The sequence below is a fragment of the Pseudoalteromonas phenolica genome (assembly GCF_044788725.1).
GTDB classification, from domain to species: Bacteria; Pseudomonadota; Gammaproteobacteria; order Enterobacterales; family Alteromonadaceae; genus Pseudoalteromonas; species Pseudoalteromonas phenolica_C.
Window position 1 is genome coordinate 3,461,910 of record NZ_CP173161.1, and the last position, 22,840, is coordinate 3,484,749.

The window sequence follows — 22,840 nt, forward strand, 5'->3', positions numbered from 1 at the left end:
AGTAAAAAAGGGCGCTGTAATAGCGCCCTCGTTATTGAAATAAACTAACTTATTATCAAGTTAAATTGGTGAGCCCGGTGGCATTTTTAATGCAGCAAAGCCTTCTGGCCACTTTCCTGATTCTAAAAACACTTTCACTTGACGTGCAAGATCATGCCTGAATGCCGTGTCTTCACTGACATTGCTAAAGAGCGATCTTTGATCAAACTGTTTCGCTACGCGCATTAACTGAAAGCGTAACTGTGCTTGCACTTCTGGCTCAACTTTATTTGAACTTGCTAACTGGGCTAGTCGTGCCGCTGTTAAAAATTGCACGCGTTGAGTTAGTTTTTGTGTCATACCTGCTGCGCTATCCGCTTCAAATACCTTGCTGTATAGCGTATTCATTAGGTCGCTCAAGCCAAAGTTTTTACTATCTCTGGCAGCATGCTGCGATAAACGATTTAAGCGCTCAGCATTCAATAGCAGCTTTAAGCTATGGTTTGCTGCCACTTCCGGTAACGCCATGGCATCAAGGGCTAAGCCTGTGCGACCATAGACACTCTCACGGGTTTTACGCTCACCATATGCTTTAGGCGGGATCAAAGCTAAGATGCTCTCAGGTATCATCAACTGCTCTGCTTCAAGGGTTTTCAGCATCGCCGATAGTGCTTGTTGCTGCGTCGCTTTGTCTACAATTTGCGCACCTTTAACAGCACGCTCGCTTCGTACTTCATAATCGTAATCAATACCCGCGATAAGCTTCACAGCCGACTCAACTTGGTAGCGATGGAATAAAAACAGGGGTACGAGTTTCTCTTCTAACTGAGACAGGGCAACACCTGTTTTAATGTTATTAATACCGAATGTATTCAACGCTTGCTGACGAATATCGAGTACTCGTAGTAATTCTGCGGCTGGGTTTTCACCGTTATCCCATAAATGCGCGGTTGGGTGACCACCACCTTGCGGGCGCGCATCAGGGTCAGAAATAAACTCTAACCCCTTGTTGTGGTTTTCAGTGATGATATTGGCAAGCTCAGTCGCTTCGTCTTTACCGCTGAAATCACTGTAACCATATTTCACCGCTTGAATATCCCAATCGCCCATACCTTTAGCATAGCCTTTAGAAATATCTAACTGACCTTGTGCATCAAAACCAACCAACGGGTGCGGGTAATCCATCACAGACGCTCTGTTTTTAATCGAGGCCGAGAAGTTATGCGCAATACCCAGCGTATGACCAATTTCGTGGGCACTCAGCTGACGAATACGATCAAGGGCCATATTCTGTAAATGTACATTCACTTCGTCACCTTTCACGAAAGGCGCTGCCAACGCTTCTGCAATTAGAATATCTTGGCGCACACGTAATGAGCCTAATGTGACGTGACCTTTGATGATTTCACCCGTACGCGGATCAATAATTGACGAGCCATACGACCAACCGCGTGTTGCTCTGTGCACCCATTGGATCACGTTGTAGCGCACATCCATAGGATCGGCATGCTCAGGTAAAATTTTCACTTGGAAACCGTTGCTATAGCCCGCCGCTTCAAACGCTTGCTCCCACCAGCGTGCGCCATCTAGTAATGCCGTTCTAACTGGCTCTGGAACACCTGGGTCAAGGTAATACACAATCGGCTCAACCGCTTCGCTTTGCGCTGCCGTTGGATCTTTTTTCGCTAAACGATGACGTGGAATATAACGCACTAACATAGACTCGCTCAGCGATGCCGAGTAGTCCTTGTGCTCAATACTCCAATATCCAGATTGCGCATGGAATTGGCGAGGCTGATATTCATCATCAGGTAATTTAATTAATGAGTGATGCTGGTGAACTGTCACTGCATATGGATCTGCACTGACTTGACGAACATATTCACCCGGCTTGCTGCCTTTAAACGTTAAGACGGCTTCAAGCTCTGTGTTATCTACGAATGCTTTTGAGCGAGGCATAAATACCGCACTGCGCGAAGTATCTAGGCTAAAGCTACCCTGTTGACGATTTGCTAGTGTACGGCTCACACCATGCACATCTGATAACAGATAAGGTGTGTAATCAATCAAGACGCTGTCGTTATCTTCAGCAACAACTTTAAAGCCTTGCAAAATACTTGAAGCAAATGCCTCATTGATACTTTGCTTTTCTGCGGCGTTATTCGAGCTCGCACGATAGTAAGTGTTTAAGGCGCGAAGCATGATTTTATCGCCAAAGCGCTCAAATTGCGCGATATGCGTACCGCCTAGTTGGCCTCTATCTAGGCCGATATCATTCGAACCCACCCCGTACGGCAAACTAAATTGCAGCAAGAAGGGTTGCTTGAATTTATCAACATCAAGGTAAATTTTGCCGCTTTGCGTGTCGGCATAGAAGGAGTAATGACCCGGAAAATGATTAAACTTTTCAGTAAACTCATCAATAGACTTAATTGCGGCGTGCGCTTGGGTTATCATAGTGCCCAGCAAAGCTGAGAATATGACAGGTAAAAATCCAATTTTTCGCATAATCTTATCTTTGTTATTAGAGGTTTTAAGTGGTTGTCATTGTAACAGTATAATTTATCCAATCTGTTTAACAGCTATTTAAGACAAAATTCAGCGCGGCACGCAGCCCTCTCTCACACTATACTTGGCTGCGACCATAACGTTATCAGGACTATTTACTATGCGTAGACTTCCTCCGGTGTTAATTGAAGACGGTTGTTCTAGAGAGTTAGTTTCATTGATCCGCACTATCCTTGCGGCTTGTAAAGAAATTTCATTCCGTGTTGGCCAAGGCGCACTTTCTGGCGTATTGGGTTCAACATTAGACGAAAACATTCAAGGTGAAACTCAGAAGAAGCTTGATGTACTGTCTAACCAGCTTTTAAAAGACATCTTATTAGAGTCTGGCTATGTAAAAGCGATTGCATCTGAAGAAGAAGACTACACGGTGGCAGGCAACCCTGACGCTGATTTTATCGTCGCGTTCGACCCACTTGATGGTTCTTCAAACACCGACATCAACTCACTGGTTGGTACGATTTTCTCAATCATGGAAGCGCCTAAAGATTCAGATCCTGCGGATCCTGCTATCTTCATGCAACCAGGTCACAAGCAAGTTGCTGCAGGTTATGTACTATATGGCCCATCTACAACGCTTGCGCTTTCTACAGGTAAAGGCACACGTATTTTCACCCTTGATAAAACGCACGGCAGCTTCTTATTAACTGAAGACTTTGCGAAAATTCCAGAAGATACCAAAGAGTTCGCTATTAATGCGTCTAACCAGCGTCATTGGCAGCCAGCAATGAAAAACTACATTCAAGATTTGTTAGCTGGCGATACAGGCCCTCGCGGTAAAAACTTTAATATGCGCTGGATTGCAGCCATGGTCGGTGACGTGCACCGTGTACTATGCCGCGGTGGTTTATTCACTTACCCTGCTGACACCAAAAACCCAGAAAAACCATACAAACTTCGTTTAATGTACGAAGCAAACCCAATGGCAATGCTTGTAGAGCAAGCGGGCGGTTTAGCGCACACAGGTGAAGAGCGTATTATGGATATTCAACCAAATGACATCCACCAGCGCGTTGCGGTAATTCTTGGTTCTAAGAACGAAGTTGAGGCGTGTTTGGCTTATCACAAATAAGTAAGCTTCAAGTTTTACGTATTAAAAAAGCAGCTTCGGCTGCTTTTTACTTTTTAACTAGTTCTGACTCATAGCTTTTAGCTTTTAGCTTTTAGCTTCCAACAAGTTGCTTAATTGCTGAATCTTTTCCATTGTAATCTCTCCCATCTGCTCAGGGTTACTTAAGGCATACAACACACCTTCCACTTGTTGTGTATCGATGTCTTCTCGCATATCGAGTAACTGTGCCCACATTTCTAATTCATCCATGTCTAATTGCTCAATAAGCACTTTATCTAATACAGTTAGCACATCTTGATTGCTGACACAATAAACCACCTCTGATTGCGACGCAGAGAGTAAGACTGAAAAGGCCTCTGAACGCTTTTCACTAAATTGCACAATGGCTTTTACAGCCTCTAGATGAGTCATGTTATTATTCACGCAAATTTCTCTTATTCGAATGTATTCATGAACTGCTCGCAATGCCAGCAAAGTCTAAAATGTAGTGCCGACACTGATTGCTGGTGTATGACACTGCCAAATATTCTACCTATTTCCGAGTCATCTGGCTGCGTGTGTCGCACTTGTTTAATAAAAAATATTAGGACTTACATACAAGGTATTAAAAACAAACCTATTAAGGAGCAGCTTGCGCTCGCACGACCTTATCAAAACGATACTAATTTTATTGAAGGCATTGATTACGATATGGAAAATGGCTTACTCGTGATGAGTCGTTGGGCGCACTTAAAACGGGGTAAGTGCTGTGGCAACGGCTGCCGCCATTGCCCTTATAAGTAACCTGAGCTCTGGTTAAGTAGTAACTTATACTTCGCCTGTTTCTATCGGTAGGATATTTTCGGCATTGCCCCACTCTGACCATGAGCCATCGTACACAGCTAAATCTTGATAACCACATTCATCTGCTATCATGGCCAAAATACAAGCCGTTATGCCGGAGCCGCAGCTAAATTGCAGAGACTTCCCTTCGACACCCAAAGCTTTCAATCTTGCATGTAATTCAGAGATTGGCTTTAAGCATTTGCTTTCATCAAGCACACTCGCATAGTGCATACTCTTACTGTTTGGAATATGCCCCGAAATCATTCCGGCTCTTGGTTCAGGCTCCTCGCCAGTGAAGCGTTTATAGCTGCGCGCATCAAGTAATAAGGTACTGGGATCGTCTATGGCATTGAGAACCACTTGCTTATCGATAAAGTAACCCGCTTTTGGGTGAGCCACAAAGTCACCTATCGTTTTAGCTTGGCTGTACTCAACCTGAGTAGGTAAACCCAATTCAAGCCAACGCACTAAACCACCATCTAGTACATACACTTCGTCAAAACCCATGCTTTTGAACATCCACCAAGCACGTGCTGCACTGAATAAACCTTTGTCGTCATAAACAATCACAGTGTCAACGTTATTCACGCCCAGTTGGCGCATTTCAGCCTGAAACTGTTGCGCACCGCACATAGTACTAGATAGCACTGCATCGGGTTCACAAAGCGCACCTTTGATATCAAACCGTTTAGCGCCTTGAATAATCGCTTGAGGGCGATACGCTCCTTTTTCACCGGCATTCACTATACCGGCATCAAAAACATGCACGTATTCAAGGTTTTCTTGTAACCATTCGCAGGACTTGATGTTTTTCATCCATACACTCCCAAAGGGCCTATCAATCAGGCTATACTAGACGGCAAATTTAGCAATCTCAATACTTTAAATATGGTTAAAGCAATCTCAAAGGACAGGATCACCGGACCAATTTTAGCCGTACTGCCAAAATTTATTGGCGACGCAATTAACACTTTATCGGCTATTGAGCTACTCAGAAAGCTCTACCCTGATAATGAGATTTACCTATTAGCTAGGCCCTATATGGTTGAGCTTTTAGCACGCGATGAATTTTATAATATCAAAGTGATTGCTGATGAACGTTATGGTGAAGCTAAGTTATCGGTATTTTCCCTAGCAAAGCAGCTGAAAAAGCATCAATTTTCAATGGCGGTATTGTTTAGAGGGTCTTTATCTGAAGCGTTGCTAGCTAAACTTGCAGGTATCAAAACCATCATTGGTTATGCGCAAAATGGACGAAAACCACTTCTCAGCCACCCTTTAAAATTAAATGTGAACCATCATTACTTACTCAGGTATTGCCGTTTAATTAACGAAACACATGGTGACTGTTTTGAGCAGTTTGATATTCCTAAATTAACTTCTCGAAAGATTGAAAGCCCTCCTCTAAATAACAGCAAGCCAAATATTGGTCTGTATTTTGGTGGAAAAAATAAAGGTGCGCGCCACTACCCAGTAGAACAAGCAAAACAGGTAATTGCTTTACTTAATGAACATTACTTATCTAACTTAATTCTAATTGGTGATAAATCAGAACAAATAGACAACCAAAAATTGTTTGAATACGCAAATAGCTTAAACATGACCTGCACAGATTTAACAGGGAAAACATCGTTGACGGAATTAGTCGATCATATTGCTTCGTTCGATTTACTCATTAGCATAGATTCAGGCCCTATGCATATGGCTGCTGCAGTGCAAACGCCTTGCGTTGCCATTGTTGGGCAAGGCACTAGCCCTTGGTCTTTGGTAGTGCCTAAAACATCTAACGTTGTCGCGGCAACGGCTGAGCATAGTTTAAAGCTCAACGATAACCTTTTAGTTGATGATATTAATCCTGAAAATATTGTTCAACTTAGCCAAGTTTTTATTACTCGTGATAAGGATATAGAGAATATAAATTAAATATTTACTAGAAAAGTAACTTAAGGATTCTTTTGCTCAACTCGCAATATTGCTATTATAAAAACAATTAGCAATGCAAATGAGTAAATTATGCTGCCTCCTATTTTCGTCATTAATATGGCCAGTAGCATCGAAAGATGGCATACCACATCAACTCGATTACACGCTTTTGGCCTTGAAGGTATTCGCTTCGAAGCAACAGTAGGCAAAAATCTATCACAGCAAGAAGTTACTAATTGGTATAGCGCTGAATTGAACCGAAAACGCCATCATCGAAATATGACACCGGGAGAGATTGGCTGCTACGTTAGCCATATGCGCATTTGGGAAAAATGCGTGATGAGCACATCCCTTTTTGTATTGTTTTAGAGGATGATCTGACAATCGAACCACATCTTCCTGATGTAATAAACAAAATAAGTGAACTTAATAATTGGGATATGATTAAGTTATCCGATGATAGAGCCAACCCTTTTATTTTAGAAACAGAACTATCACACACTTTAACATTAGGTAACTATTTGAAGGTTCCAAATGGAACGCAAGGCTATGCGCTGAGTTTGGCTGGTGCAAATAAACTACTAAAAAGAAAACCCTTCTTTAGACCGGTCGATGTAGATATTCAATTTCATAGCGAAGTAAATCTAAATATTACAGGAATAAAACCCTACCCTGTTGCTGAAGATATGTCTTTTCAAAGCGATATAGTTGCAAGTAATAACGGCCTGCACTCAAGTAGAAGTACTTTTTGGCGAAACTTCCGCCATCGCAAAGACATGTATTTTCAGCGCAAGAAAATTTCAGCTGACCTGTCTAAAATTACCCCAAAATAAAAAACGAGCCTCAGCTCGTTTTTTATTTTAAGCATCACACAACAAATTTAACCTGCCTGATGATAATTCCCGAGCCAGTTTAAAAAATCTGTCGCTTGTAATGGCTTACTTAAATAATACCCTTGTGCATAATCACACTGCATTTGAGCGAGTAGGTTCAGAGAGGCTAGGTTTTCAACCCCTTCAGCAACCACGGAAAAGCCTAACTGATGACCCAGTGTAATTGTTGACTGCACAATGTGCTGATCTTGCTGCGACTCATCAAGTTTTAGAATAAACACTTTATCTAATTTTAACTCATCAATGGGTAGCATTTTAAGACGTCCGAGAGACGTTTGACCTACACCATAGTCATCTAGGGAAATCATCACACCTAACTCTTTTAAAGCCTTCAGCGCAGCGATACCTTTCTCTTCATTTTCGATCATATCTCGTTCAGTGAGCTCTATGGTGACGAGTGCAGGTGGTACTTTATAGTTGGCTAATTGCGCTTCCAAATGAGGGAAAAAGTCATCGTGAGCAATATCTTGAGCCGACACATTAATGGCCGCTTTCATATTTAACCCTTGCTGTTGCCACAAAGACACCTGCTTAACCACTGTGGTAACAACCCACTGAGTTAAATCGACAATCAACCCTGACTGCTCAGCTAAATCAATGAATAGTTCAGGAGAAACCCATTGTCCGTCCGGTTTATGCCAACGGATCAGCGCTTCAACCTTATCAATTTGGTTCGTTTTTAAGTTTAACTTGGGCTGGTAAGCCATAAATAGCTGACCATCATCTTTAATCAGCGCTTGCTTTAATTCATCGATGAGTTGCAGTCGTGCCAAATGCTCTTCATCTTCACCATCTTGATAGTAGTAAATTTCATGACTATCTTGCGCTGCTGTGTCGACCGCGATTAAAGCTCTTCGGACTAAGTCTTCCGGATTATCAGCCTGCTCCGGATAAATCACCACACCCATACTAAAACGCAGCGAAATATCTAATGTGCGAATGATGTAGCTTTTTACCAGTGCTTTATTTAACTTAGCGACACAGGCTTCAACGGTACTGCCCACTGTGGGCTCCATAACAACTAAAAACTCATCACCACCTATACGTGCATGTAAACCATTAGAGTCTTTGGTAACTTCTTCTATTCGTTTAGCAACAGCGCGAATACAGTCATCACCGACTCTAGGGCCAAGCTTGTCGTTTATATGCCGCAAGCCACGAATATCAATGGCTATCAAATACAAGGTAGGATCACTTTTTAGCTTTTTCGAAAGGCGTTCTAAGGCCGCAGAACGATTATAAAAGCCCGTTAAATGATCGTGCTGAGCTTGAAAGCGAATTTGCTTCTCACGAGCTTGAATGTCTTCACCCATTTCTTGGAAAGCATCTACTAGCTCACAGATTTCTTTACTTGGACTGTGGTCCGTTAAACCTGCACTGTAGTCCCCTTTTGAAAAGCGCTTTGCCATTTCAGTAAGGTGCAGTAACGGCGTTGTCAGGTTATTAGCCAAAAACCCGCTAGTGATAAAGCCTAATACAATAGAGCCACATGACAGCAAAATAATACTCAATACTAACTGATCAAATTCTTCATATTGCTCGGTCAAATTAGCACTCAGCACCACGCTTATAGGGTTACTGGGTAAAGCTGGTAAAGCTACTTCGGCGCTAATAAAAACCGGGTAGTCAGAAAGCCAGCGCGTTGTTGTCTGCCCGTGAATGAAGGCTAGAAGATCGCTTTGTTCATTTGGTAGCTCTATTGAACTCGCTTTAAGCCCGGTAGCATGAGAAACAAAACTCATCTCAACACCAGTTAACTCTTTAAGTTCCTGTGCAACCGTCTCGTTAACGGCAAAACCGACCACACTTAATGCGATAGTTCTAGGCGCTTTTACTGGCAAAATAATGGCTTGATAAAGCTGATTGTCAATCACTATAAAGGTCGACTCTTTGCCATTACCTAGCAACTGCTTCATGAGTTGCTGACTATTTTTAGGTAACACTAATCCATCTTTATTCGAGGCAATAACGTTACCTTTTAAATCCATCAACAACATAATGTCAGCATCAATTCGGTTGCTATGATTAAACAACGCGCTTTGAATGGTATCTTGATCTCGACTCGCCACGGCTTGTTTAAAACCAAAGTCAGCGGTCAATACCGTAGAAGCTGTCACCAATAAACGCTCTTTGGCTTTTAAATATTGCTGGTAAACATTCTGCGCAACTTTAATGCCCTGCTGAACTTGCTTATCATTATACTGATTTGTCGACCACCAAAAGCTCACTAAGCTGGTGATTGCCGTAAGCAATACAAGACCGACACATAGTAAAATAATACGTTGTTTTAAAGTGGTGCTCATGATGTTCCTTTTGCACGCTGCTTACTAAACCTAGTCACAACAAGTTACGCAGTAAAAATAAGAATTCAGAGATGGTTATGAATATAGACCAATATTGCCTTAAATTCATTGACCGAGATCTTAGTAAAGATAAAGGGATAACCTTGTTAATTGCAAGGGTTTTGAGAATAAAGCCTGATAATACAAGTTTTTAGTATTATCAGGCTGAAAATTTAATAGCTTTAGGTATGACCTATTAAATTACTTCAGCGAAACGCTTAGTCGATTAGACCATACTCGCTATCAAGAATAGCAATCACTTCTGCACGCGGATCCGCAGGAATTGTTAACTCTTTACCAACAATCTTACTCGCGATACCTACATAAGTGTCTGATACCGACATCATCACATCAACAGGAAGCTTGTATGCTTTAGCTAATGCCTCACGCTCAGGCATTCTGTCTTTATTAAGCAGTACATCGCTGTCTGGCACGTTATTGATCAGTAATTGACGGAAACCTTCTTTCGAGTTTTCGATTACTTTACCATCACGGAATGCTGGGCCATCCCAGATACGAGATGAATCAGGCGTACCCACTTCATCAATGTAGATAAGCTGCTCAGTGCCATCTGTTTGCTCAACGTAACCAAACTCAAACTTGGTATCAACAAAGATCTGATCAAGCTCAGCAAGTTCTTTGCTGATCAATGCAAAACCTTCAGTTAAAAGCTTTTCGTACTGAGCCACATCAGCTTCTGATTTGAAGTTAAATGCCGCTAGGTTATCAGTGATGTTTTTACGTGTGATGTTTACATCATCCACTGGTGGTACTTCTGGTACGTCAGTGATAATGCCTTTTGTAGACGGAGTAATAAGTACTTCGTCTAACTTCTGGTTGGCTTCAAGACCTTCTGGTAACTCAATACCACAGAAATTGCGCACGCCTTTGCTGTAATCACGCCACATGCTGCCTGTAATGTACTGACGCGCAATCGCTTCAACACGTACCGTGCTTGCTTTACGCACGATCCACACATAAGGGTGTGGAATGTCTACGATGTGGTTGCCCGCAAGACCTGCTTGATCGAATAACTTAAACCAGTGTGATGCCACGCTGTTTAGTGCAATACCCTTACCTGGTACACCATTTAAGCCATTTTCGCCCTGCCAAATGCAGTCAAACGCAGAAATACGATCAGAAATTACCATGATCGCCAGCTCCGTACCTTTAGGTACATCGTAGCCTTTTTCTTCGATTAAACGCGCACTGTCTTCGTCGGTTAACCAATAAACTGAACGAACTTTACCACTGTGAACGGCACCTTTTGTGCGGATCGGTAGATCATCATTCACTTCTAAAACTTTGTAGCTACTCATTATTACTCCAAGGCCGGATGCACCTTGCTAAGGGGTGCAAAAAATATGAGGGGGTTAGAAGTGCATATAATAATCGCAAGACCCTTAAATCACAAACTAAACCCGAACTCTTATGTTGCTAAATGTGGGGTTTATCGTTGAATTTTGGTAATTAAACCGAGCAGAGTTTAGCCGATGAGAAAACTGTTATACCATCACAGTGTTTTTAGTTTATTGAGCCCATTATGATTGAGATAAACAACCTCGTATTTAGCTGGCCTAAACACCCCACCCCTACGCTAGATATTGCTGAGCTAACAATTAGCCAAGGCGAGCGGATATTTTTACACGGCCCGAGTGGCAGTGGTAAATCGACCCTGCTCGGATTATTAGCGGGTATAAATACCATTCAAGCGGGTGATATTAAAATTTTAGATACGCAAATGCGCCAGCTCTCAGCCGCAAAACGAGATCAATTTAGGGCCGACCATATAGGGACTATTTTTCAAAACTTTAATCTGCTGCCATTTTTAGACCCCATTGAAAACGTCATGCTTGGCTGCCAATACTCTAAAACTCGAAAAAGCAAACTCACCCAGTCTTTACAGCAAAGCGCTATTAACTTGCTAGAAAATTTAGGGATAAACCACACTTTACAAGCCAAATCTGTCAGTGAATTAAGTATCGGCCAACAGCAGCGAGTAGCGGCAGCACGGGCATTCATTGGTCAGCCAGAGCTTATCATTGCCGATGAACCAACCTCGGCGCTTGATGCCGACAGCCGAGAAGCCTTTATCGAAATCTTGTTTAGCCAAGCAGAAAAATACCAAGCCACCATTTTATTTGTCAGTCACGACCACAGCTTAGCGCAGCTATTCGATAGAAAAGTGAGTTTGAATGAGATCAACGGAGCGGCACAATGAACTTAGCATCTCTGGCTTTCAAAAGTAGTTGGAATCGCAAATCGAGCGTGCTACTCACTTTGTTCACCATCGCCATCAGTGTAATGTTACTGCTCTCAATTGAGCGAGTGAGACAAGAAGCAAAAAGCAGCTTCGCCAATACCATTTCTGGTACAGATTTAATTGTCGGTGCGCGCACTGGCGACATACAGCTGTTGCTCTCAAGTGTCTTTCGCATAGGTCATGCCAATAATGCCGTGCAGTGGCAAAGTTATGAATATATTAAACAGCAACGTGGTGTGGCATGGACTATACCGATAAGTCTTGGCGACAGCCATAAAGGACATGCGGTATTAGGCACGGATAGCAGCTACTTCACCCATTTCCGTTACGGGAAAAAGCAAATGCTGGCATTTGCACATGGTCGCGCATTTCATAATGGTCGCGAAGTGGTTCTCGGCAGCGATGTGGCGAAAAAGCTCAACTACCATCTCGGAGAACAAATCGTGATCTCTCATGGTATGGGTAACACCAGCTTTCACCATCATGATGATAACCCCATGACCATAGTCGGTATTTTAAAGCCGACCGGCACGCCCGTTGACCGCACCGTGCATGTGCCACTCATCGCCATTGATGAAATGCATGGCTCCGGTCATAACAAATCTCCACGCATGATTGGTAAGGCGATTAATAAACCAACAAACGAAGCTGCTCTTTCTCGTGATGAGCATAAACATGAAGATCATGATCATCACTCACATGACGACCATAGTCATGGGGAACATCAGCATAAAACCCACCAGCTGGTTGAGAGTGAGCCGGGCGATTTAATTGGTGAACCAAAGCAAATCACTGCGTTTTTAATGGGTTTTGATTCACCTCTTTATACTTTGCAAGTTCGTCGTAATATCAACCAATATAAAGGCGAGCCACTGCTGGCTATTATGCCCGGCGTCACCTTACGAGAACTCTGGGGCATGTTAGATATTGTCGAAAAGATCTTACTGCTGTTTTCAATCGTGGTGGTGATCATCAGCTTGCTCGGTATGCTGACAACCTTACTCGCCACGCTCAATCAAAGGCGTCGTGAGCTGGCCATTCTTCGCTCAGTTGGCGCTCGTCCTTGGCATATTTTCAGTTTGCTAACCAGTGAAGCGGTGATAATCACGTTACTCGGTTGCCTGCTCGGCACGACATTATTCTTTGTGGCAATCTTGCTAGCGCAACCTGTATTACAGGCACAGTTTGGGATTAGCTTGTCGCTTTCTCTGCTCAGCAGCTATGAAGTTACGCTATTGGGCGCTATTATGCTGGCTGGCACTGTGATGGGGATCTTCCCAGCACTGCGCGCCTATTATTATTCACTCAGCGACGGCATGAGTATTAAAGTTTAATACCAATGCTCAATAATACGTAATTATTTTGAGGGACTTAAACTGACGCTAGCTATGTTAAAAATTTCTTATTTAGAATAACTAAATAGCAAAATTTTTGCCTTGCTATCGACAAGTTTCCCTCACCTCAAAATAGACTACTTAATTAAGAGTATTGGTATAAGAGGATATCTTAAGTATGAAATTATTTTCACTCTGCTTTGCTTTGTGCTTTAGCGCACTGAGTTTTGCCCAAGCACCGAAAGAAATTTTTTGGGAAGACTTAATCCCACAAGGTCATGTGCAAATTAGCAATCAAGACGCAGCCAGTCACGATGGCGCAGACCAAAATTGGGTGCAACCAGATTTAGACGCCCCGGTGGTAACAGCATTAGATGGTCAGTCAGTGAGTTTGCCGGGTTTTGTTGTGCCGCTTGAAGGTGACAGCGAAGTGATCACTGAGTTTCTATTGGTGCCGTATTTTGGCGCGTGTATTCACGTGCCACCGCCGCCACCAAATCAGATCGTCCATGTAAAAATCAAAAACGGCGTACCAATCGAAAGTTTATACGATGCCATCACAGTCACAGGGATTATCAAAGTCGAAACTTGGAGTGGCGAATTAGCGCAGACCGGTTACACCATGCAAGCGGTGGGTGTTGCACCTTTTGAGCTTTAAACCTGTCGCCATAAATGACGACCTACATGACCACCTGTAGGTCGTGCTTTAGCGCGACAAAAATGCTTAGTTCAATACCTGATGAAATATTAAATTTTACGCACTAAATTAACGCTCCCAATTCCTTGAACTGCCACCTTTTAGCTTCAAACTTGTCGCCATAAATGACAACCTACAAAACCACCTAAAACTCGTTAATCACTCTTTATTATTCGCCAAATAATACACCGCCGCGGGCTCTGAATAGTTTGGCGCATGGTCGTAACTAAACACCGCATAATATTTAGCGATATCAGGGTTACCAAAATTATCGAGCGTGTATTCATCTGGGCCACCATAAAGCTTTACACCATCAAATGGAGAACGCGGTGGGTGGAAGCAATTTCGCACCACAAAACAGCCGACAAAGTCATCACTCTCAGGGTTTTGCCAAGTTAGTTTTACCACCCCATTTTCAACTTGTGCTTGTAACTCAGTCGGCGCGGGTAAAGCTTGATTACGACGCTTGATATAGCGAATATTCAGCGCAGCATTACTCCACTCAATTAACGCATTTTTAGCTTGAGATTCAGCGGTGGCACGAATAACGAAGTAATACGGGGTTTGTGTTTGATGTAAACGCGCCAGCTCCTTCAAGCTGTAGCTGTCGAACATAAAGTCATGGGCAGTGCGCTCTTTAAGCTGGGCGTTACTCACTTCATAGCCGATATATTCGATTTTCTGACGCTGTTTAACGTGCTTAAAGTCAACGTCTTTTAACTCCACCAGCTCCACGGTAAAGCGTACGTCTTTGCTCGATGGCAGTGAGTTTTGGCTGTACAAGGTTAAGCAAGCTTGGGTAAACACGGTTTTTTCTGGCTCTAACTCGTGTTGATGCTCAAATGCCATTTGCCCGTAGACGATTTCACCTTGGTCGTCGAAACCTGAACATAAGCTGTCCGCAATCACCTTCTCTTGGTAAATGGTATTACAACTGTTTGGCGTCAGTTTTAAGCTTTGTTCAGGTAATTGGTAAACCAATTCTAAGTTAGGGCGATAGTGTAAGCCGCTGCCAAATGGCCCATAACCAATGTCGAATTGCATGACTTGCGAGTCATTACCTAGTGGCAAACTGGTTGGCCCTTGTAAGCGTAAGATCAGTTTTTGATCGTCTAACAGTTGAGAGATCAAATCTCGCTCGACGCCATTAAACTTCCATTTAAGCCAAATACCTTGGGTCATTTTATCTGATTCAATCGTTTGCCCCAGCGTATGTAAAGCGGGCGCTTCACAAATGGAACTGTAGTCATAAATGTTGTCGATTTGATTTGGATCGAGCACTGATATCGACCATTCACCATACTTCTCTATTTTCGCATTCACTCGATTCATCGGGTATAAGAAAAACTCCGCCCGATCGATATGCGAGCCTTCTGGGATATTCGCCAAATCAAATACCACTACCCCCACGCTCGTACCGCGCTTTTTATCGACACCAATAAACATCGAATTATAACCAAAGCGTTCACGGGCCTTTTGCTGATAGTTAGCACTTAAATACCCAACTTGCTCTTTGGCTGGGAACAATGTGCGGCTACATTGATGCTCTGCCAATAAGGTTTTTAAACGCAGCTCAGGGCTAAACGGCGATTTAATTTTAGTGACTTTATCCACAGCACGGATGTTGTAAAAATAAAACTGTCCGCTTTCAAGTTGTGTATCGGTGAATGACAATGACTTGGTAATTGCCACTAAGTTGGCTTCATTACAGGGGCTTTTATTGTGTTCAGCACGATACAATTCAAAATAAATATCTTCTCGCTGTTCATATTCCCACTCAAGCTCCACGCTATCGTGACCCACTTGCTTTATGGTGAAGTCAGGTACTCTTGCAGGCGCAAGGTTTGAATAGTTAATCGCCTCACCCAAAGCATAGGCAACCGCCGGAATATTCTCAGCCACACTCTGCGCCATATTCTTCATATAATCAGGAATGTTGCGGGTACCTACCTCAACGACTGTGGCAATAATCCCTTTGCGATAGTAATACTCGCGGCCGCTGCCCTGAATAAGCTGTGCAGGCGGCTTGCCACGGTGAATACCATACTGACGTCCCGTGACCTTTTTAATCTCGTTGTTCATGTTGGCACACAACACATTTAAGTCTGTGCCTTCAATCTCAACTTCATGATTAAACTTATGAGCCGGAAAGAACACATTCCCCTGTGAATGGTAATCAAGGGCAATACAAATGTTGCTGCGCTTTTCAACAAAATCACGAATAGCACAAGTTTCAGGCTCTGAAAACGCATGCGGACCACCGTAGGTGTTCGATTGCGTATTGGTATTTCGCATGAATTTAGCGTCAAAGTTGCGGTTTAGATCCACACCAAAAGTGCCATCACCATTATTGCGGCGGTTTTTACGCCAAAATGAAAAGTGATTCCGCGAGTATTCAAAGCCGTCGGGGTTTAGGCAAGGCACCATATACAGCGTGTTTCGTGTTAACGCTGTTTGTAACTTAGGGTTAAAGCGATAGTTGTCTATAACATACTGAATAAACTTGATCGCTAACTCATTCCCTATCCATTCCCGTGCGTGAATGGTGCCCGTATACAATAACGCGGGTTTGTCATCCGCATAGGTGACATCTAATGACAAAGTAACCAGCATAATGGGCCTGCCCTCCCAAGTTTCACCGATACTTTGCAGACGAATTAAATGCGGATGTTCACTCATCGCTTTTTGTAAAAAATCGATGGTGTCTTGATAAGACGCGTATTGTATTTTCATGCCTACTTCCCGTTATGCTTTTGTAAAGGCGTGCCAGTGATCGACGATTTTCTCTAGCTTTTTCGCTTTGAGATTTTTAACAACACACAGCTGTTCAGGCTCAGTATTTAAAGCCTCAACCACACCAGTTGCGCCAAAGGTCGCTAAGATGTCGTCAATCATTTTGTCACCCACGCCTTTGACTTCACCCAGCATGGCGCGAATTTGTGACTCATCAAATGCCACATTCGGTAAATCGGTTTCAGACATGACTTCATCACTGCCTGGTACAGGTTGCATGGCTGATGCTGCCACCTCTTTGGCAGGCAGTTTAAAGTTATCTTGTAGATTCCAGATCTCACTCGGCCACTCTTCACCTGCGCGGTACTGGGTATCAAATATTGGATATCTTTGCTCTGTCATATCAGTAAATAATTCGCCGCAGTCTTGGCTTGGGGTATATTTAGAGAAACCAATATGGCGCATGGTACGCAGAAAACGCGCATCGATTTTGCCCAACTCTTCCCAGTTATAAATCGGAATATTTGGTTTGCGAAAACGCCCTTCGCCCAATAGCCACATTAAGTATTGGCCGATCCAATCACGAATATAAGGGAACGCCGCAAACGCCGTCGCACACTCTAAAATACGCAGCTTGCCATCTTTACCTAGGGCAATATCACAAGCCCAATATTCTGCATTCGCCGCTTTTGAAGTCTTGGTCGCTAAATCAAGCACTGACTTTGGAATACCTTGGTAGTCCATGCTACCGCCCTGACTGGTGTTAGTTAGCCACTCCCCTTCAGGCGGACGACGCCAAAACGCACAAACAGGTTTGTGACCAATCAGCATGACGCGAATATCAGCTTCCATAGGCACAAAATCTTGTACGTACACTGGGTAATAACGCTTTTCACTCAACAGGCTCTGCGCTTCTTCGTAGCTATCTACCTTATGGACAAAGTAGCCACCATAATTAGATGGGCCGTAAGAACGTTTAATAATTTTCGGGTAAGTCGCCGACGCGAGGTAAGACTGTGCTTTTTCAGGAATATAGAAAATTTCAGTATGCGGGATAGGTAAGTCGTATTTGCGGCAAAAATGCGTGACATTTTCTTTTGATTTATTAGAAAACTGACTATCTAACGACGGTAAAAAACGTACTTCAGGTAGAGCACGAGCAATGTCGCGAAATGTCTCGTACGCCGTAGCTGGAATATTACCGATTAACACGTCTATTTTTTTACGCTTCACTTCTGCAATAAAGCGGGCTTTGTCATTGCCCCAATGATAAGTCACTTGCTCAATTTTATCGGGCCAACCTTTAAAGTTAGATTTATCAAAAAAGCGCAGTACATAGTCTAAATAAAGCAGACCGATTTTTGGCAGTGAGGTTTTCTTCGTCATGATTTAAGCCACCTTGGCAGATTGCAGTGAAAGTTTGCGTTGTACAGTTTTGTCTATCAGCTCGACCATGGCCGAGATTTTGCTGTGATTAAAATTAATCCCCAGCGCTTCTTGCTCTGGTGTGGCAAAGGCTGGAATGGTATTCACTTCAAGCACCACATATTCTTCTCGTTCTCGGTCGTAAATAAGGTCAACACCTGCGATCTCTAACCCGAGTGTTTTTGTGGCTTTAACTGCAATATCAACCACTTCATCACTTGGCTCGCGCACGAATACAGAGCCACCGCTGGTGATGTTGGTTTTCCAATCGTCTTTCGGTGCCTTACGGCCATAACAGCCCACACATTTGCCATCAACAATATCAATGCGGTAGTCGGTGTTGTCATAATTGATAAAGCGCTCTACGTAGAAATAACGTAAGTCGGTGCGGCTTAAAAAGGGCATTAACATGTCGAGCGCCTGCTCAGAGTCAATTTTTACTATGCCCACGCCACCCCAGCCGTCGGTTGGTTTGTAAACCAGCTTGCCGCCGAAGTCGCGGATAGCTGACTTTAAACCATCCATGTCGTTCTTGTGGCATAAGCGATAATCTGGTGTCACGATCCCTTGCGAGCTTAGTAAGTGAGAGGTGCGGAATTTATCTTCAGCAATTGAGAAAGCGCTGTAGTTATTGAGCGTCGGAATGGTTTCGCTCAATGTTTGATACAAGTAAAGCTGATACTGAGTTTGCTGCCCTGCGTTATAGCTTAAGAACGTATCTAACTTTTCCATGGCGATGCCATTACACATAATTGAGCCGCCCTGTGCTCTAGCATCTCTCAAATTTAAGCCTGTTGAGGTTTGAATGCCTCGCTCAGCCAATGCGTGAACTAGCTTTTGCTCGATGGCTTTACCGCCACCATTTTCGTACATCCAAATGCCTACATGAGGTGCTGTCACAATGTGCTCCTTGTTTTCAAAAACGGGTCTAATGCAAAAGGGTTATTTGCGCTGTTGGCCGCAATTTAAACGGATCAAGATGACACTTTTTTGACCAATCACAGCGAACAAAATTTGTTCATAAAACATTCACCTCCTTGAAACATAGTGTCGAGAAACTGGCGGCAATTAAATACAGGGAAATCCGTTATGACACAGATAGATTTTGCAGAATTAGCAACCCTTATTCGTTGTAATTCTCACAGTAAAAACAAAGCAGGGATTGATGAACACGGCGAGCAAATGATTGCGCTGCTTGCACCTTTGGGTTTTGCTATGACCCGTTACCAAAGAGAAAATATTGGCGATCATTTACTTTTCCATACCCCAAAGAGAGCGGGCAAAAAAGTTTTGTTGCTCGGCCACCTAGATACTGTATTCCCACCCAATACCTTTACCGAGTTTAAGCAAGATGACGACTGGGTGTATGGCCCAGGTGTATGCGATATGAAAGGCGGTAACTTTGTGGCTCTAAATGCGCTTCGTAACTTAAAAGCGGAATTTGGCCCGCTCTATAACATCGATTTTTTATTGGTCAGTGATGAAGAAACTGGCAGCGATGACAGCAAATATTTAACCGCAAAACTCGCCAAAGACTATGACGCGTGTTTGGTATTTGAAGCAGCGGGTAAAGATCACGAAGTCGTTATTGGTAGAAAAGGCATTGCCACGTTCGATATTGAGATCATTGGCAAAGCCGCCCACGCCGGCAATCACTACGCCGATGGCATCGATGCAAACTATGCGCTGGCAAATATGCTTACCGAGATGACAGCTCTGACCGATTTAAAAAAAGGCAGCACCGTGAATGTCGGTAAAATCTCAGGCGGTTTAAGCACCAATACCATTTCACCTAAAGCCAACATGATGGTTGAAGCCCGCTTTAAAACTTTAAAAGAGCAACAGCGTTTACTCAAAGACATAGAAAATATTTGTTTCGCTATGGAGATCACTGGCGTGCAAATTAACGTTAACGGTGGCTTGCAACGCGGCGTGATGAGCCCTGATGCAATGCAACAGCAGTTACTCGACGAGATTGCCATGATCTTAGATGAGCCGCTGAAAACCGAACAACGCGGTGGTGTGTCTGATGCGAACGTTGTCAGCGCAGCAGGCGTACCAACCTTAGATGGCTTTGGCCCTTATGGTGACGGCGACCACACCATTCACGAGCGTGCTTTAAAAAGCAGTTTTGAGTTACGAATAAAACAAGTAACACAGATATTGTCGGCATGGTGTTTTAGCGCGGAAAGCCAAGCGCAACAACTCGACTCAGAAGTGGTTTAATTTCTTAATCCACTTGCTTAGTGAGGTGGCAAGCGCTACCTCACAAAACATAATTTTTCGCGTACTCTTCTCTCATTTAATTCTGACACTTAGGACAATACACGGTACTTCTCTGTCCCAAGCGAATTTCTTTCAGCACAGTTTTACAGGTCACACACTCTTCGCCTTTACGTCCATAAACCAGTAATTGTTGAGCAAAATAACCTGGTTTACCGTCAGACTGCGCGAAGTCTTTCAGTGTGGTGCCACCTTGAGTAATTGCCGCAGCTAAAGTGTCTTTGATGATTGGCGTGAGTAATTTATAGCGCTTTAACGACACCTTGCCTGCTTCGCGTTTAGGATGAATACCCGCTTTGAACAGCGATTCGTTGGCGTAAATATTACCGACGCCCACAACCACATGGTTATCCATAATAAATTGCTTAATAGGTACCTTTTTGTTGCGAGAACATTCAAACAAATGCTCGGCAGTGAATTCATAGGTAAGAGGCTCAGGCCCAAGCTTTGCGAACAACGCATGAGACTCATTAGGCGCCTGCCATAAACACGCACCAAAACGACGGGCATCATTTAATCGGAGCGCTTTGCCATTGTCGAAATGGATCTCAACATGATCGTGTTTTTTCAGCGGCTCATTGATTGGCACAATGCGTAAATGCCCCGACATACCCAAGTGTAAAATCACACTGCCAATATCCGTATCGAGCATTAAATATTTTGCTCGACGGCGCACACTGTTGATCGTCAGCCCTTCAATGTCTTTCACTTCATCTGGCACAGGCCAACGAAGGCTGGCATTGTGTACTAATACTTTGCTGACAATCTGTTTTTCAATATGGGGGCTAATGCCTAAACGGCTGACTTCGACTTCTGGTAATTCAGGCATGAGGTTCTCTAATGTCTATTTCTTTAAATATGTTGAGGTTACTGTGATGCTTGCGCTAAGTTAAGCGGCTCAAATAGTTGATACGCCAGCTCTGGCTCTAAGATCAACCAAGATTGCTGCTGCTTATCAAAAATATAATATTGCTCGGCGTCTTGATAGAGTTGAAAGCTCCAAGGTAACTCTTCACCAGCTAACCAAAACTGCGCCACACTGACGGCTTTGCTGCTCGGCAACGAAATATCTGTCAGCTCTAACTCAACTTGCTGCCATGCATCAATCAACAAAGGCAGTTGATTCGGACTTACTTGCCACGGCCCTTCACTGCGCCAAGCTGTGCCAATGCGCTCAATTTTGTAGCCAGGAAAAGCCAATGTCAGTACAAATGTTTGCTCAGGTAGGAGTCGCTGAGGGCCAGACACTTGCTCATTCGAGTTGAGCTTATGATGCAGACCATTTAAAAAGAAGATCATGATCAGCATGGCGAAGATCACCACGTTATTCCATGCTTTTCGACTCAACCCCATGCGCTTGCCTCTGTGCTTTATTGCTTTTATTAAATAGTCGTTTTGCAGTGTATCGAAAAACATCTTCACTGTGGAGCATGCTTTTACTCTGATTTGCCCCTCTTAGGCTTAGATTTAGGTCTAAAAATGCATCGACTTGCTATTAAACTGTCGTGATTGTTTGTTAGAATATCGCGCAAAATTTAAGGAGTTCCGTCCATGGCAATGTATGTAGTGGGTCATAAGATCCCTGATTCAGATTCTATTTGTGGTGCAATTGCACTTGCATATTTAAAAAATCAAATTGGTGAAGCAGCAATCGCAACGCGTTTAGGCGATGTATCACCTGAAACACAGTTCATTCTAGACACGTTTGGTTTTGAAGCACCTGAGCTTAAAATGAGCTATGCAGGTGAAGAGGTTTACATCGTAGACCACACTGAAAAAACACAAGCACCAGATGACATTGATGAAGCAACGGTTGTGGGTGTTGTTGACCACCACAAACTTGGCGACTTAACGACGTCTACACCGCTTGAGTGTTGGATCCGCCCTGTTGGTTGTTCAAACACCATCATCAAGATGATGTATGACTTCTACGGTGTTGAAATTCCAAAGAACATCGCGGGTCTTATGTTAGGTGCAATCCTATCTGACACTGTTATCTTCAAGTCACCAACTTGTACGACTGCTGACATCAAGTGTGTTGAAGTACTTGCTGAAATCGCAGGCATCGAAGACTACAAAGCATTCGGCATGGAAATGTTTAAAGTTAAATCAGCGGTTGAAGGCACACCAGCTCGCGACTTAGTTATGCGTGACTTTAAAGACTTCAACATGAACGGTAACCTAGTAGGTATCGGTCAGTTAGAAGTTATCGACCTAGCTGTGTTTGACGACATCAAAGCTGATCTTGAAGCAGACATTGCAAAGCTAAAAGAAGAAGGCGGCCGTCACTCTGTATTCTTACTACTTACAGACATCATGAAAGAAGGTTCACAAATGCTTATCGCGTCTGATGACGAAGGCATTGTTGAGCGTGCTTACGGTGTTGCGCCTGAGCAAAGCCGCGTATGGTTAGATGGTGTACTAAGCCGTAAGAAACAAGTAGTACCACCACTACAAGATGCGTTTGCATAAGCAATACTAGCAAGTTATGTAAATAGCTGATAAA

At 43.3% G+C, this 22,840-nt stretch carries 20 protein-coding genes; 10 read left to right on the top strand and 10 right to left on the bottom strand.

The annotated features are described in order from the left end of the window. Positions 1 to 60 precede the first annotated feature (60 nt). Complete coding sequence (locus ACH784_RS15690) at positions 61 to 2,487, bottom strand: zinc-dependent metalloprotease (protein WP_404391760.1); 2,427 nt, start codon at positions 2,485 to 2,487, stop codon at positions 61 to 63. Between the two features lie 160 nt (positions 2,488 to 2,647). On the opposite strand from ACH784_RS15690, the gene ACH784_RS15695 reads away from it, so the two are divergent. Beyond that, positions 2,648 to 3,616, top strand: a complete 969-nt coding sequence (locus ACH784_RS15695; RefSeq protein ID WP_138560505.1) for a class 1 fructose-bisphosphatase — start codon at positions 2,648 to 2,650, stop codon at positions 3,614 to 3,616. Positions 3,617 to 3,700: 84 nt separating this feature from the next. Here ACH784_RS15695 and ACH784_RS15700 read toward each other — a convergent pair whose 3' ends face one another. Further along, a complete protein-coding gene (locus tag ACH784_RS15700; protein ID WP_404391763.1) occupies positions 3,701 to 4,039 on the bottom strand; it encodes a hypothetical protein in 339 nt (112 codons plus the stop codon). 27 nt (positions 4,040 to 4,066) lie between these two features. On the opposite strand from ACH784_RS15700, the gene ACH784_RS15705 reads away from it, so the two are divergent. Continuing rightward, positions 4,067 to 4,399, top strand: coding sequence for a DUF5522 domain-containing protein (locus ACH784_RS15705; RefSeq protein WP_404391765.1), 333 nt, complete (start codon positions 4,067 to 4,069; stop codon positions 4,397 to 4,399). 24 nt (positions 4,400 to 4,423) lie between these two features. Here the strand turns inward: ACH784_RS15705 and ACH784_RS15710 are convergent, their stop codons facing one another. Further along, entirely contained in the window at positions 4,424 to 5,257 is an 834-nt protein-coding gene (locus tag ACH784_RS15710) for a sulfurtransferase (protein WP_404391767.1), read from the bottom strand. 72 nt (positions 5,258 to 5,329) lie between these two features. Between ACH784_RS15710 and ACH784_RS15715 the strand changes: the two genes are divergently transcribed. The 3 genes from ACH784_RS15715 to ACH784_RS15725 all read left to right on the top strand — a co-directional run bounded on the left by ACH784_RS15715 (position 5,330) and on the right by ACH784_RS15725 (position 7,197). Continuing rightward, positions 5,330 to 6,364: a glycosyltransferase family 9 protein gene (locus ACH784_RS15715; protein WP_404391769.1), complete on the top strand. Its 1,035-nt coding sequence runs from the start codon at positions 5,330 to 5,332 to the stop codon at positions 6,362 to 6,364. A 90-nt stretch (positions 6,365 to 6,454) separates the two neighbouring features. Beyond that, positions 6,455 to 6,733, top strand: a complete 279-nt coding sequence (locus ACH784_RS15720) for a glycosyltransferase family 25 protein (protein ID WP_404391771.1) — start codon at positions 6,455 to 6,457, stop codon at positions 6,731 to 6,733. Further along, positions 6,697 to 7,197, top strand: a complete 501-nt coding sequence (locus ACH784_RS15725; RefSeq protein WP_404391773.1) for a glycosyltransferase family 25 protein — start codon at positions 6,697 to 6,699, stop codon at positions 7,195 to 7,197. The genes ACH784_RS15720 and ACH784_RS15725 overlap by 37 nt, the downstream gene beginning before the upstream one ends. Before the next feature lie 47 nt (positions 7,198 to 7,244). Here ACH784_RS15725 and ACH784_RS15730 read toward each other — a convergent pair whose 3' ends face one another. Further along, positions 7,245 to 9,560, bottom strand: a complete 2,316-nt coding sequence (locus ACH784_RS15730) for an EAL domain-containing protein (RefSeq protein WP_404391775.1) — start codon at positions 9,558 to 9,560, stop codon at positions 7,245 to 7,247. A gap of 257 nt (positions 9,561 to 9,817) precedes the next feature. Next, complete coding sequence (locus ACH784_RS15735; RefSeq protein WP_404391777.1) at positions 9,818 to 10,918, bottom strand: phosphoribosylaminoimidazolesuccinocarboxamide synthase; 1,101 nt, start codon at positions 10,916 to 10,918, stop codon at positions 9,818 to 9,820. A 224-nt stretch (positions 10,919 to 11,142) separates the two neighbouring features. Between ACH784_RS15735 and ACH784_RS15740 the strand changes: the two genes are divergently transcribed. The 3 genes from ACH784_RS15740 to ACH784_RS15750 all read left to right on the top strand — a co-directional run bounded on the left by ACH784_RS15740 (position 11,143) and on the right by ACH784_RS15750 (position 13,854). Further along, a complete protein-coding gene (locus ACH784_RS15740; RefSeq protein WP_404391779.1) occupies positions 11,143 to 11,820 on the top strand; it encodes an ABC transporter ATP-binding protein in 678 nt (225 codons plus the stop codon). After that, complete coding sequence (locus ACH784_RS15745; protein ID WP_404391781.1) at positions 11,817 to 13,196, top strand: ABC transporter permease; 1,380 nt, start codon at positions 11,817 to 11,819, stop codon at positions 13,194 to 13,196. Before ACH784_RS15740 ends, ACH784_RS15745 begins: the two co-directional genes overlap by 4 nt. A gap of 178 nt (positions 13,197 to 13,374) precedes the next feature. Next, a complete protein-coding gene (locus ACH784_RS15750; RefSeq protein WP_058031096.1) occupies positions 13,375 to 13,854 on the top strand; it encodes a DUF3299 domain-containing protein in 480 nt (159 codons plus the stop codon). Between the two features lie 198 nt (positions 13,855 to 14,052). On the opposite strand, the gene ACH784_RS15755 is transcribed toward ACH784_RS15750, so the two are convergent. The 3 genes from ACH784_RS15755 to ACH784_RS15765 are packed head-to-tail and all read right to left on the bottom strand — an operon-like array spanning position 14,053 to position 18,951. Continuing rightward, complete coding sequence (locus tag ACH784_RS15755) at positions 14,053 to 16,626, bottom strand: M14 family zinc carboxypeptidase (RefSeq protein WP_404391783.1); 2,574 nt, start codon at positions 16,624 to 16,626, stop codon at positions 14,053 to 14,055. A gap of 12 nt (positions 16,627 to 16,638) precedes the next feature. Further along, positions 16,639 to 18,012, bottom strand: a complete 1,374-nt coding sequence (locus tag ACH784_RS15760; RefSeq protein ID WP_404391785.1) for a RimK family alpha-L-glutamate ligase — start codon at positions 18,010 to 18,012, stop codon at positions 16,639 to 16,641. Positions 18,013 to 18,015: 3 nt separating this feature from the next. Further along, the gene (locus tag ACH784_RS15765; protein WP_404391787.1) at positions 18,016 to 18,951 is read right to left on the bottom strand and encodes a RimK family alpha-L-glutamate ligase; all 936 of its coding nucleotides are present in this window, start codon (positions 18,949 to 18,951) and stop codon (positions 18,016 to 18,018) included. Positions 18,952 to 19,140: 189 nt separating this feature from the next. Here ACH784_RS15765 and ACH784_RS15770 point away from each other — a divergent pair, with 189 nt between their 5' ends. Then, positions 19,141 to 20,277 (top strand): M20 family metallopeptidase, encoded by a 1,137-nt coding sequence (locus tag ACH784_RS15770; RefSeq protein WP_404391789.1) that lies wholly within the window; start codon positions 19,141 to 19,143, stop codon positions 20,275 to 20,277. Positions 20,278 to 20,353: 76 nt separating this feature from the next. On the opposite strand, the gene mutM is transcribed toward ACH784_RS15770, so the two are convergent. Together mutM and ACH784_RS15780 are read right to left on the bottom strand one after the other, a co-directional pair. After that, the gene (gene mutM, locus ACH784_RS15775; protein ID WP_404391791.1) at positions 20,354 to 21,163 is read right to left on the bottom strand and encodes a bifunctional DNA-formamidopyrimidine glycosylase/DNA-(apurinic or apyrimidinic site) lyase; all 810 of its coding nucleotides are present in this window, start codon (positions 21,161 to 21,163) and stop codon (positions 20,354 to 20,356) included. Positions 21,164 to 21,201: 38 nt separating this feature from the next. Next, positions 21,202 to 21,750 carry a hypothetical protein gene (locus tag ACH784_RS15780; protein ID WP_404395298.1) on the bottom strand — a complete coding sequence of 183 codons (549 nt, stop codon included), beginning with the start codon at positions 21,748 to 21,750 and terminating at the stop codon, positions 21,202 to 21,204. Between the two features lie 135 nt (positions 21,751 to 21,885). On the opposite strand from ACH784_RS15780, the gene ACH784_RS15785 reads away from it, so the two are divergent. Continuing rightward, positions 21,886 to 22,806, top strand: coding sequence for a manganese-dependent inorganic pyrophosphatase (locus tag ACH784_RS15785; protein ID WP_010562021.1), 921 nt, complete (start codon positions 21,886 to 21,888; stop codon positions 22,804 to 22,806). Positions 22,807 to 22,840 lie beyond the last annotated feature (34 nt).